Origin of the sequence: Paraburkholderia sp. UYCP14C (assembly GCF_004197395.1) — a bacterium.
In the GTDB taxonomy this organism is placed as follows: domain Bacteria; phylum Pseudomonadota; class Gammaproteobacteria; order Burkholderiales; family Burkholderiaceae; genus Paraburkholderia.
Map to the genome: position 1 here is coordinate 1 of NZ_SELS01000113.1, position 12,005 is coordinate 12,005.

The 12,005-nt window shown below is 62.1% G+C and carries 11 protein-coding genes; 5 read left to right on the plus strand and 6 right to left on the minus strand.

What is annotated here, in order from left to right:
* Window positions 1–321 precede the first annotated feature (321 nt).
* On the minus strand, window positions 322–1,494 hold the full coding sequence (locus tag EVC45_RS41825; protein WP_129963953.1) for a thiolase family protein: 1,173 nt from the start codon (window positions 1,492–1,494) through the stop codon (window positions 322–324).
* 22 nt (window positions 1,495–1,516) lie between these two features.
* Entirely contained in the window at window positions 1,517–2,818 is a 1,302-nt protein-coding gene (locus tag EVC45_RS41830; RefSeq protein ID WP_129963954.1) for an MFS transporter, read from the minus strand.
* A 244-nt stretch (window positions 2,819–3,062) separates the two neighbouring features.
* On the opposite strand from EVC45_RS41830, the gene EVC45_RS41835 reads away from it, so the two are divergent.
* Entirely contained in the window at window positions 3,063–3,824 is a 762-nt protein-coding gene (locus tag EVC45_RS41835) for an SDR family NAD(P)-dependent oxidoreductase (RefSeq protein WP_129963955.1), read from the plus strand.
* 11 nt (window positions 3,825–3,835) lie between these two features.
* Window positions 3,836–4,639: an enoyl-CoA hydratase/isomerase family protein gene (locus EVC45_RS41840; RefSeq protein ID WP_129963956.1), complete on the plus strand. Its 804-nt coding sequence runs from the start codon at window positions 3,836–3,838 to the stop codon at window positions 4,637–4,639.
* Here EVC45_RS41840 and EVC45_RS41845 read toward each other — a convergent pair.
* Window positions 4,636–5,541, minus strand: coding sequence for a LysR substrate-binding domain-containing protein (locus tag EVC45_RS41845; RefSeq protein WP_129963957.1), 906 nt, complete (start codon window positions 5,539–5,541; stop codon window positions 4,636–4,638). The genes EVC45_RS41840 and EVC45_RS41845 overlap by 4 nt on opposite strands.
* 89 nt (window positions 5,542–5,630) lie before the next feature.
* On the opposite strand from EVC45_RS41845, the gene EVC45_RS41850 reads away from it, so the two are divergent.
* The gene (locus EVC45_RS41850) at window positions 5,631–7,526 is read left to right on the plus strand and encodes a CoA transferase (protein WP_129963958.1); all 1,896 of its coding nucleotides are present in this window, start codon (window positions 5,631–5,633) and stop codon (window positions 7,524–7,526) included.
* A 79-nt stretch (window positions 7,527–7,605) separates the two neighbouring features.
* Here the strand turns inward: EVC45_RS41850 and EVC45_RS41855 are convergent, their stop codons facing one another.
* Window positions 7,606–8,955: an NAD(P)/FAD-dependent oxidoreductase gene (locus EVC45_RS41855; RefSeq protein WP_129963959.1), complete on the minus strand. Its 1,350-nt coding sequence runs from the start codon at window positions 8,953–8,955 to the stop codon at window positions 7,606–7,608.
* A gap of 49 nt (window positions 8,956–9,004) precedes the next feature.
* Complete coding sequence (locus EVC45_RS41860; protein ID WP_129963960.1) at window positions 9,005–9,409, minus strand: hypothetical protein; 405 nt, start codon at window positions 9,407–9,409, stop codon at window positions 9,005–9,007.
* A 151-nt stretch (window positions 9,410–9,560) separates the two neighbouring features.
* Here EVC45_RS41860 and EVC45_RS41865 point away from each other — a divergent pair, with 151 nt between their 5' ends.
* Window positions 9,561–10,523, plus strand: a complete 963-nt coding sequence (locus EVC45_RS41865) for a LysR family transcriptional regulator (protein WP_129963961.1) — start codon at window positions 9,561–9,563, stop codon at window positions 10,521–10,523.
* Window positions 10,524–10,630: 107 nt separating this feature from the next.
* Window positions 10,631–11,434 carry a gamma-glutamylcyclotransferase family protein gene (locus tag EVC45_RS41870; protein ID WP_129963962.1) on the plus strand — a complete coding sequence of 268 codons (804 nt, stop codon included), beginning with the start codon at window positions 10,631–10,633 and terminating at the stop codon, window positions 11,432–11,434.
* 15 nt (window positions 11,435–11,449) lie between these two features.
* On the opposite strand, the gene EVC45_RS41875 is transcribed toward EVC45_RS41870, so the two are convergent.
* Window positions 11,450–11,875, minus strand: coding sequence for a lipocalin-like domain-containing protein (locus EVC45_RS41875; protein WP_129963963.1), 426 nt, complete (start codon window positions 11,873–11,875; stop codon window positions 11,450–11,452).
* Window positions 11,876–12,005: the final 130 nt, after the last annotated feature.

A 12,005-nucleotide genomic window follows, 5' to 3' on the forward strand; every position in this document is an offset into this window, starting at 1 on the left:
CGCTTCTACACGCGCTACAAGAGCGTGACGCAGCGCTGGCCCGACAGCATCGACAAGGGCGCGGAATTCGCGATGCCGGTGGCCAAATGAGCTCTGCACTTGCGTCGTCTGCGAACCTTGCGATGCTCGCCACGGCATTGCTCATGATGTGCTCCTTGATGTCTTGCTTGAAGGAACTGAAACGACGGCCACTTCGTGCGGTTCGAATGAAGTGACCGTCGAACGCCCGACTGCCGAATCAGCCTGGCCGCGGTCGGGCTGAGCACGCACCTGCAAGATGGGGCAGCCGTACGTCGCGCGCGTTCGACTCCCCCGTCAGACTTACAAGGGCAGGATCGTCACCAATGCCACGGCAGAATCTCCCGCGAGCTGACCGCCGTTGTTCTCGGCAAGCGCGACGCGCGCGCCCGGCCGCTGCCGCGCGCCCGCTTTGCCGCGCAATTGCTGCGTGAGTTCGACGATCTGCGCGACGCCTGTCGCGCCCACCGGATGACCGCGCGACAGCAACCCGCCGCTCGGATTCACCGAGACACGTCCGCCGATATCGGTGTCGCCGGAGCGGATGAGCTTCGGGGCATCGCCGGGAGCGCACAAGCCGAGGTTCTCGTAGTGGATCAATTCGGCGGGCGCGGATGCGTCATGCAATTCGACGACATGCACGTCTTCCGGTCCGATGCCCGCCGCCTCATACGCCTCCCTCGCCGCGCGCACGGCGACTAGCTCGCCCGAGCCATCGGCTTTGGCGGAGACGATCGACGTCGCGCGAATGAACACCGGCTGCATGTCGTGCTTGCGCGCATAGTCCTCGGAGCAGATGAAGAGCGCAGCGCCCCCGTCTCCGATCGACGAACACATGAACAGCGTCAACGGATCACTGACCATACGGCTTGCGAGCACTTCTTCAACGCTCGTCTCCTTGCGAAATTGCGCGACCGGATTCAGCGATCCCGCGCGGCGGCTCTTGACGACGACGCGCGCGAAATCGCTGGCATTCGCGCCGGTCTTATCCATCCACTTGCGGGCTTTCGCCGCATAGAGGTCCATGAAGAGCGATCCTGTGCCCGTCGTCACGCCTTCCGGCAGCGGTTCTTCGAGGTCGACGGCCTTGGCGAACGCGCCGAACGAAATCGCCTTGTCCTCATGCGAAAGCTTTTCGACGCCGACGACCAGCGCCGTTTCCGCCTGTCCCGAAGCAACCGACCACCACGCCAGATTGAGCGCCGAACTGCCCGAGGCGCACGCGTTTTCGACGTTGAACATCGGTTTGCCGTCGAGTCCCGTGTTGCGCAACGAGGCTTGCGCGCGAATCATCTCCTGCCCCGTTACGACGCCCGCGGCCGCGTTGCCGAAGAAAATCCGCTCTACGTCGTCCGCACTGACACGCGCATCCTTGAGCGCGAGCGCTACCGCTTCCTCGGAAAGCGACTTCAGGTTACGTTCGAGGAACTTTCCAAATGACGTCATGCCGACGCCGCCAATGACTACTTTTCGCATTGCTGCCTCCAGTCAATAAACGTTAATCGAGGATCTTTCCGCGCGTTTCAGGCATGCGCGCATACACGACGAAGCCCACGACGCACACGGCTGCCACATAGACCCACAGATACTGCGCGAGTCCAGAGTTCGACATGGCGGTGACGATGTAGGGGAGCGTGCCGCCAAAGAGCGCTGCCGATATCGCATAAGGCAGGGCGACGCCTGTTGCCCGCACGTGCGCGGGAAACTGTTCGGCCATGACCGTCGCACACGTGGCCGCGAATCCCGACGACAGCACCATGCCGATAGTGACGATCACGGTCGCATTCCAGAAGTCGTTCGACAGCAGGCTCAACGCGGGCCAGGCGAACAGCGCGGAGCCACCGGCGAACACCAGCAGAACCGGCTTGCGACCAATGCGATCCGACAACATGCCGATCAGCGGAATCGCAATCAGCGATACGACGATCGAAATCACGCTTGCACGAAACCCGGCGGAAAGCGGCAGACCGGTGCGCAAATGCGCAAGCGTCGGGAACAGCACAAGCCAGAGATAGATGCACAGGTTGCCCGCCATCGCGATGCCCACCACGCGCAACGCCGCGCGCCGATGTTCGCGGATGATCGAGATGAACGGATGCCGCACGTGAGCGTGCTTCGCGACGTTCTTGAAGGCATCGGTTTCGGCGACCGTGAGCCGCACCCACAGCGCGACGAATCCCATCATGCCCGCGATGCCGAATGCGACGCGCCAGCCATAATCCGCCATGCCGGACGGCTCGATGAACGACGTCAGCAGGGCGCCGATCGATGCAGCCACGAGCACGCCGGCGTTGACCGCGAAGTGCTGCCACGAACCGGCGAAGCCGCGCCGAGAAGGCGCGGACGATTCGATCAGAAACGTCGATGCCGAGCCGAACTCGCCGCCCGCGGCGAACCCTTGCACGAGTCGCGCAATGACGAGGATCAGCGGCGCAGCGAAGCCGATCGACCGGTAACCCGGACACACGGCAATGACGAGCGAGCTTCCAGCCATCAACGCCACGGACAGCGCAAGGCCGTTCTTGCGGCCGTGACGATCCGCGTAAGCGCCGAGCAGCGCACCGCCGATTGGCCGCATCACGAAGCCGACCGCGAACACCGCGAACGCCGACAACAACGACACGCGTTCGTTGTCCGCGGGAAAGAAGTGTCGCGAGAACAGAGCGGCGAAAGTCGCGTAAATGATCCAGTCCGTGAACTCGACGACCGTGCCGAGCGTCGCCGCCACGATCGCTCGCTTCTGAGCGCGTGTGAGCGTCGCGGTGGGCGGCTCTGTAACGCTCGGTAGGGTGGTTTCCATGCTTGTCTCCGTGTCTGTCGATGGGAACGTGCTCCGTGGCACATGGACGCATCCTAGGTTTGCGGGGGCGCGTCCCGCAAACGACTTTTTCTGCGGTTTCGATTGATTTTTTTTGTATCGAACACGCCTGTTCTCGATTGACGGCAAGTCAATCGAAGTCTCCAAAAAAGTCGTTTGAAGCGGGTGGGCCCGCGCCCTAGCATGGAATCCACAGTTTGCTGACTGCATTCCACGGAGACATTTCATGAACGCATCTACTCACTCAGCCGAAGTCGCGATCGTCACGGGAGGCGCGAAAGGTATCGGCTTCGGTATTGCACAGGCTTTGGCGCGTGGCGGGCGGCGCATCGCGCTGTTCGATCTCGATCGCACGGCGCTCGATGAGGCAACCACCGAACTCGCGGCTGCGGACGTCGAGGTCATCGGCCTCGCGGTCGACGTGACCAACAGCGAGTCCGTCAATCAGGCCGTCGATGCGGTGATCCAGCGCTTTGGACGCGTCGACATTCTGGTGAACAACGCAGGCATCGTGCGCGACAAGCGCATCACGAAGATGAGCGATGAGGATTGGGACATGGTCATCGACGTGAACCTCAAGTCGCAGTTCCTGTGCTGTCGCGCGGTGCTCGCGCATATGTCGACGGCGCGCTATGGGCGCATCGTCAATATCGCATCGCGGGCGTGGCTCGGCGGAGTGGGGCAGTCGAACTATTCGGCGTCCAAAGGCGGCGTCGTGAGTCTGACGCGCAGTCTCGCGCTCGAATGGGCCAGCGCGGGTATCACGGTCAATGCGGTTGCGCCGGGCATCGTCGATACGCCTCTTTTCCGGACCTTCGATTCCGCACTTCAGGAACGCTTGCAGAAGTCCGTGCCGGCGCAACGCATCGGTACGCCCGCCGATATCGCCCACGCGGTATCGTTCTTTGCGCAGCGTGAAGCGTCGTATATCACCGGGCAGACACTGTATGTGTGCGGCGGGCGTTCCTTGTCCTCGCCAAGCGTATGACGGAGTTCATCATGACCATTCACTACAGCAGGTCCGAGCATGTCGCGATCGTCACGCTCGATCGCCCCGAAGCACTCAACGCACTCGACCTGGACAGCCTCAGGGCACTGCGCGCCGCTCTTGCCACGGCACGCGATGACGACGACGTGCGCGCAATCGTCCTCACCGGCTCCGGGAGCAAGTCGTTCTGCGTGGGCGCGGATCTCAAGAACACGCTGCCGCCCGAAACGAGCTTTTCCTCGTCGTTCGTGAGACCGATCGACCGCGCCGCCGCCGAAGGCATCTACGTGCGGATGATGGATCTCACGTCGTTGCGTCTCTTCAAGCCGATGATTGCCGCCATCAACGGCTATTGCCTCGGCGGCGGACTCGAAATCGCGTTGCAATGCGATCTGAGGATCGCTTCGGATAACGCGGTGTTCGGCTTGCCGGAACCGGTCGTCGCGAGCATTCCGGCGGTGTGCGGCATTCAGGCGCTGCAAAAAGCCGTGCCGTCCGCGATCGCGATGAAGATGCTGTACACCGGATTGCGTATCGACGCGGCTTACGCGGAACGCGTCGGTCTCGTGTCCGATGTGGCCGAGCCATCCGGGCTGATGGATAAGGCGTTGCAGATCGCCGCCACGATCGCGGCGAATGGTCCGCTTGCCGTGCAGATGATCAAGAAGATCGTCGAGACGAGCAGTAACGTGCCCCTCGCGCAGGCGATCGAGTTCACGGAACTCGCGTGGGGAGCGATGCGCGATTCGGAAGATCGCGTCGAAGGACGCAAGGCGTTCGCCGAGAAGCGCAGTCCGTGCTTCAAAGGGCGCTAAGCATCGGCAGATGCCGCGCTCACGGAAAGCAGCCAGTCACGAAACGCGGCGAACTCGGGCTTCTGCAGATGTTTGTGCGGATACACGAGGTAGTACGTGAACGCGCCGAGATCGAGGATGAACGAGAAGGGCATGACGAGCGTGCCGTCGCGAAGCTGGTTGGCAACGAGCACGCGCTGAGCGATCGCAACGCCGTGCCCCTGCATGGCCGCGGCGTAGGCGAGCACCGAGCTTTCGTAACTGAGTCCGCCCAAAGGATTCACGCCGCGCACGCCGGCTTCGGCGAGCCATCTCGCCCAGTCTTCGCGACGCGCCAGGGAATGCAGAAGCGTCACATTGGAGAGCGTTTCGGGCGAAGCGTCGTTGAGATCGGGATGCGCGCGCAGAAACTCAGGGCTGCACACGGGCACGAGTTCGTTCGGCACGAGGCGATCCGAGCCGATATCGGATGACGGTGCATGCGACAGGCGAATCGCGCCATCGACATCTTCGGCGTTGAAGTCTACCGGTTGCAACGATGTCGTGAAGACGACCTCGACATCCGGATGCTCGCGATGAAACGTCGACAGACGCGGCAGCAGCCAGTTCATCGCGAACGTCGTGTAGCCGCGGATCTTGAGCGTGCGACGGCGACGCGCCTCGGTGAGATTGATCGTCGCGGTTCGCATGGTTTCGAAGCCCCGCACGATGTCGGCGAGGTAGCGCACGCCTACCGGCGTCAGCGTCATCGAACGATGCCCGCGCTCGAACAACTGCATGCCGAGCTGATCTTCGAGCAGCTTGATTTGTCGGCTGACGGCAGCGGGCGTGACGTTCAGTTCATTGGCCGCGAGTTGCACGCTCAGCAGTCGGCCGCAGACCTCGAAGGCTTGCAGTGCGTTGAGTGACGGAAGGGTTCGCATCGAAAAATGGTAACACGCGCTCAATGCGCCGCCTGCCGGGGTTGATACGTATTCGGGCGCGCGATTTCACATCAGCAAAGGAGAAAGACATGTTCAGTGGTATGCGGATTCTTGCGTCGGGCACGCGCGAAGCCGTCGAATTGAGCGCGGCGGTACTTGCGCAGGCGGGCGCGCAGATTGCGTTCGCCGATGCGGTGTCGATGGATGATGCAGCGTACGACGTGATCATCGTATCGTCGGATACGTGCAGTGCGGAGCAGAGGCGTCAGATCGGGCGGCTCAAGGCATCGGGCGGGACCATCGTGTGCGACATCACCGCGATGGGTCCGCAGCGCGCGGGCGAATGCACTGCGTATTCCGACGCGCAAATCCAGGCAATGAGCGGCCTCATGGACACGACCGGTTTTGCTCATGGTGGACCGGTCCATATCGGCGTGCCGTTCACGGAAGTTTCAGCGGCGCTCTATGCGTCGGCGTCGATTGCCGCGGCGCTGCGGGTCAGGCGCGTCTGCGGTCTGAATCAACATATCGACGTGAGTTCGTTCGGCTGCGCCGTCGGCGCGCTCACGACGTTTCTTCCCGCTGCGTTCGCGGGCGATCCGGTCGAACGTGTGGGCAATCGGCATCCTTCCTGCGCGCCCTGGAACGCGTACGGAACGCGCGACGGGTGGATTCTCATTTGCACGAGCACGGAAGATCAATGGCGCAAGATCAAGAGCGCAGCCGGTATTCGCGAACTCGACGATGTACGCTTCTCGACTTTGGGAGGGCGCGTTCGCCACGTCGACGAGCTCGATGCTTTGCTCGAGGCGTGGACATCGACGATGACGACATCGGATTGCGCGTCGATTTGCGAGCGCATCGGTGTTGCGGCGGGACCGATCGTGTCCGTCGAAGATCTGGCGCATGAGCCGAACTTTGCATTGCGTCATGAAGAAGTGGCCGCGTGGATGATGAGAGTGGGGATCGATAGCGACACGTATCGGCACGTGTCATTGTTTCGCGAATCTCGATTGTCGAGCCACGCGCATGCCTCCGCGAGCAAATGCGACGGTTCTAACCCCGGAACAGGCCCGCTCGGTGGCGTGAAGGCGATCGAAATCGGTCAATACACGACTGCGCCGCTCGTCGGCAAACACCTCGCGGCACTTGGCGCGGATGTCGTGAAGATAGAAACTCCGGGAGGCGAGGTTTCTCGCACGTGGTCACCGGGACAGCACGGGACGAGCTATTTCTTCGCGCTCAACAATACGGACAAGCGAACCATATCGCTCGATCTGAAGCACGAAGGCGACCGCGCGCATTTGAGGACGCTGCTCGCGGACGCCGACGTGCTGATCGAAAATTTGCGGCCCGGCGCACTCGCCAAGTTGGGCTTTGATCGGCGCGCGCTCGCCGATGTCAATCCGCGGCTGATCTATTGCTCGATATCCGGCTTCGGCATCGATACCGCATATCCATCGCGGCCCGCGTTCGATACCGTGATTCAGGCGATGGGCGGTTTGATGGATCTCACGCGCAGCGATGGACAGCCGGTCAAGATCGGTGCATCGGCAGCCGACATTCTCGGCGGTCAGTCGGCACTCTTCGCGGTCGTCGCGCGACTGGCGGCACCGTCGGCGGACGAGGGTAAGTTCCTCGAGATCGCAATGCAGGACGTTGCAGCGTGGTGCGCGCTCTATGCCGCCGGAAATCGGCGGCCGACGCGCGTGATTTCAAGCGACGTGGTACGCGTTCAAGCGTTGATGCAAGATGCCCATTTTCGCAATGACGTATTGAGCACCACGACGGATCCTCACGGAAATTCGTGGCCGGTGGTTCAGCTGCCATATCGGCTTTCACTGACCCCAGCGCGCGTGCGCAAGGTACCCGGAGCGCCGGAGTGCCCGATTAATCGGGGATCGGCGCAGCTCTCGGTTGAGCGGGAAGATGTGTGCACCTTAAAAGAGGCGGGGAGGAGGCAACAGGTGCGAGCAAGGCCATGACGGGCGTCTTTGATGCGACCACTACGCCGATGTCGGCCGTTGCGGCGGCGAGTTCGGAACGCCGCCGCTACCGCATATCTCAGTTCAGCTTCACCGTAGGCCGGACCCGCTCCCGCAACCACTGGCTCGCCGAGTACATCACCGCGCGCCTGATCCCTGTTAGCCCGATGATGTGCCGCCTGTACAGGTGCTTGTAACAGGACGCGGCAAACCATCCGTCGATGAACACAGGCCCGCGCAGCAGTTCGCTCATCAGCGCGCCTGCCGCACCGGCTTGCCCGAATGAAATGAGCGTGCCCTGATCCCGATACGAAAAGAGCGGGATGGACTGCTGCTTCAAACGTCTCGTCAGCGCATCGTGCAGATACACCGCCTGTTGCCAGGCAGCCTGGGCGCGTGGCGGAACGAGTGCGTCGTCTCCACGCGCCGAGCACGCGGCGCAATCGCCCATCGCGTAGATGCCCGACTCAGGATCGACCCGCAGCATGCGGTCGACGGAGACTTGCCCAAGACGATTCAACTCGAACGCACCCAGAGCTTTCAGAATGGGAGGCCCTTCGACGCCAGCGGCCCATATCGTGACGTCACTGCGTAACGCGTGACCATCACCCACGACGACCGATTCCGCGTCGACGAAACGGACCCGTGTTTCGGTGTGCACTTCGACGCCCAGGCCCGACAGTACATCGTGGGCGCGCGCCGAAATCCGTTCCGGTAGGGCAGGCAGCACGCGCTGCGCGCCCTCGAGCAAGCGGATGCGAACGTCGCGCGCTGGATCGAGCGAGGGCAGGTGGTACTCATGCAGCATCTGCGCGAGGCTGCGCAAAGAAGCGGATAGCTCGACGCCGGTAGCGCCGGCGCCAATCACCGTCACGCACACGGGTTCCTTGACGGATTGCGACGACGACTGCTGTGCATGGCCGGCACGCAGCAGGCTCGACAGAAGCCGTCTGCGAAACGCCTCGGCCTGATCGACCGTCTCCAGCGTCAGTGCGTATTGCTCAGCGCCGGGCACAGAGAAAAAATTCGTGACGCTGCCAAGCGCGAGCACCAGCGTATCGAAGCCGATCGAGCGGCGCTGAAGCAGAGGCTGGCCGTCCGCGCCGCTGGTTTCGTCGATGACGATCTCGCGGCGCTCGCGATCGATGCTTCGCAGTCCGCCACGCTCGAAGCGATAGTGATTCCACTTCGCGTGCGCGGCATATTCGATCTGATGACTCGATGCATCGATCTGACCCGCGGCGACCTCATGCAGCAAGGGCTTCCAGAAGTGAGCGGGATTCCGGTCGACTAGCACGACCTGTGCGCGACCTTCCTTGCCGACGCCGTTGCCAAGTCGGGTCGCGAGTTCGAGTCCGGCCGCGCCGCCGCCAACGATGACGATTCGATGAGGCGTTTCAAGCGTGTTTGTCTTGCGATGGATGGCCATGCTTTTTCTCCCTGAAAGTCGCCGGAGCGCCTGCTGGTACAACCGATATCTACGGAGATGCGTGAAGCAGCGCGTCGTTCAGGTGTACGCAATGCGCGATGCCGAATGCGCGCGCCTCCGCGAGCTCATGCTCGCTGCTACCGAGCGCCATCACACGATGGGGTGACGTTTCGAGCGTGTGAACCGCAATCGCATAACGATCGCTGCATGGTTGCGATGCGAGGATCGCCGAGAACCACGTGATGCCGTCTTCGCCGAGTGCGTCGCTGATCACGCTGTTCAGACTTTCAGCGTTCATATCGCTCACCAGCAGCAGTGGATAGCCGTCGTCCCTGATGCGTTGAAGCAGGCCTTTAATTGCATCGCCCTGTTCGTTCCGTTCTGCCGGATCGCGCGGGGCGGCCAGCGCCGACCAGGCGTGATCCATATTTGCAACGATTGCGTCGATTGCCATTGCGAGTCTCCATGTTGTGCGACTGCGAGCGATACCTGTGCGTCGTGTCAGGCACCAAAGCTGTCCTTGACGAGGTGTTGAAGGGAAATATAAGGTGCTCACTATTATTTGCACTATTGAGTATTTATATTCAAAACATAAGGTTTTGCTAATGTTAAAGACGACCACCTTTCGTCAGCTGAAAACACTGCAGACCGTGGCCCGCGTGGGCAGCATCTCCGGCGCGGCGGTGGAATTGCATCTGACCCAGCCGGCCGTATCGCTACAGGTCTCGCAACTGGCCGAGGCCGCGGGTACGGCGCTGCTGCGCAGGGCCGGACGTGAAGTCAAGCTCACCGCGGCCGGTGAGGTGATGGTGCGCTACGCCAACGAAATCCTGAGCGTGTGGAACGAAGCGGGCGAGGAGATCGCCGCGCTGCGTGGAGAGCTGGGCGGAACCTTGCGCATCGGCGCGATTACGACTGCGGAATACCTCGTGCCGCCGCTGCTGGTCCGGTTCATGAAAGCCCGGCCCGACGTGAAGCTGCAGTTCCGGATTGGCAATCGCGACGAAATCGTTCGCATGCTGTCAACGAATGAAATCGATCTCGCGATCATGGGTCGCCAGCCCCGTGAACTGCGCACGCATGCCGCCGCATTCGCCAGACATCCGATGGGATTCGTCGCGGCCCCTTCGCATCCGCTGATGCATACCAGGCGGGTGCAACTGGCGGATCTGGAAGCGGCCAACCTGCTGGTGCGGGAGCGGGGCTCAGGTACCCGGGTTGCGGTCGAAGCGATCTTCAAGGCGCAGGGGTTGAAGGTGCATGCCGCGTCGGAGTTGTCAAGCAACGAGGCGATCAAGCAGCTGGTCGAAGCGGGGCTCGGCGTCGCGTTCCTGTCGTTGCATGCGTGCGCGCTGGAGTTTCAGGCCGGTCTTCTGGCGTTGCTGCCGGTGCCGGATACGCCGATCGAACTGGCGTGGAACGTCATCCATGTGTCGGACCGGCGCTTGCCGCACGTAGCGACAGCGTTTCGCGAATTTCTGATCGAGTCGGCGTCTGCTGTTGGACCTGCCGGCGCGGATGCATCCGCTGCGCGAAAGCGCGGCGGCAGGAAAGTTGCACAGGCATAGTGGTCGCTGGTGCCCTGTCGACCGACCCAGAGGCTTGCTGCGCGCGTTTGCCGCGCCGCCCGGCGGATGCGATGATCTGCGGTAACGCATTGGACGGAGACATGACGATGTTGGTGATGGCAAAGGTTCGAGGATTCGTTGTGGCACTCGCGCTCCTAGGCTCGGCGGCGCACGCGCAGACCACCGACTACTGGGGAACGCGTCTTCCCGATCAGCCGACGCAGTTCATTTTCGGCTATGGCTCGCTCATCAACACGCCATCGCGCAACAGCACGGCCGGCAAGCCGGTTGCGGCGATTCCGGTGCGCGTCGCGGCGGCGTTCGGCTACGTGCGCAGCTGGAGCGACCGCTCGAGTTCAGGGTTCACGGCACTCGGCCTGCGGCGTCCGTTCGACGGCGAGGCGCCGATGACGATCAATGGCGTGATCTATCCCGTTGCCGGCAACGACATGTCCGCGTTCGACGAGCGCGAGAAGGGATACGTGCGCGTCGAGGTGCCACGGGCGCTGATCGAGTCGGTGTCATGGCAGCCGCTGCCGACGCAGGGCACCGTCTGGGTCTACGTGCCGAAGGCCCAGGGCAAAGCGCCGGGAGAAGGGCTGCCGGTGCCTGATGTGAGATTCCCGCTCGTCGAGTCGTATATCGATGTTGTTATCGAGGGCGCGCTCGAGTACGGGCCGGAATTCGCGCGCGAGGTCATCGAGACGACCCGGGACTGGAGCCCCTACTGGCTCAACGACCGCACGCTCGCACGCCGGCCATGGGTGTTCGACAAACAGTTCGCGCAGGTCGATGCACTGCTCGCGACCTCGGCGCCGTGCTTCGCGCAGCGGGCGTTCTCCGAGGACTTTGCCGCCGCGATCGCCAAACGCAAAAGCCCTGTGTGCATTCTGGTGAACCACGGCCGCTAGACCGCGTAGGGAAAATTACTCGCGTCTAAAACTGAGAATACCCCTTCCTATCGGATTTCCTGGTACCAACGGATTCGGCATCCAGGCGGTACTGACTTCGAGCGCGTCTCCATCGAGCTTGTAGAATCGCTCCTGCTCAGTGCCGTTCCAGGCTTCATTCCAGGACGAGTCGATCTTTGTGATGAACTTATCCCCATCTATCCGATACCGTCCTGTGTAGGCCATCGCAGTACGGAAAAGCGCCGCCAGCTTCTCGTCGGTATTGCCTGGCTCCCGCGCCTTTGCGGTCATCAATACCATCATTCGCCCATCAGAGCCGAAAATAAGAAACCCATTGGGGTCGGCGCCCCACGGTTGACTGCGCTCCTTTGAATCCTGAAGCTCAGTATGAAAAGAAATCAACCGCCAGCTACCGTGGAGCTTAGTGTCGTGCCCAGACATATTCCCTCCTGCCGTAGTTCGCCTGGATGAACCCATCGGTCGAATGTTGGGTATGTATCGGCTCCGGTTGTCTGGACAAGCTTTTGCAGCTCAGGCGGCCAGCTTCATCAGCCTTTCCTGACGGGCTTCG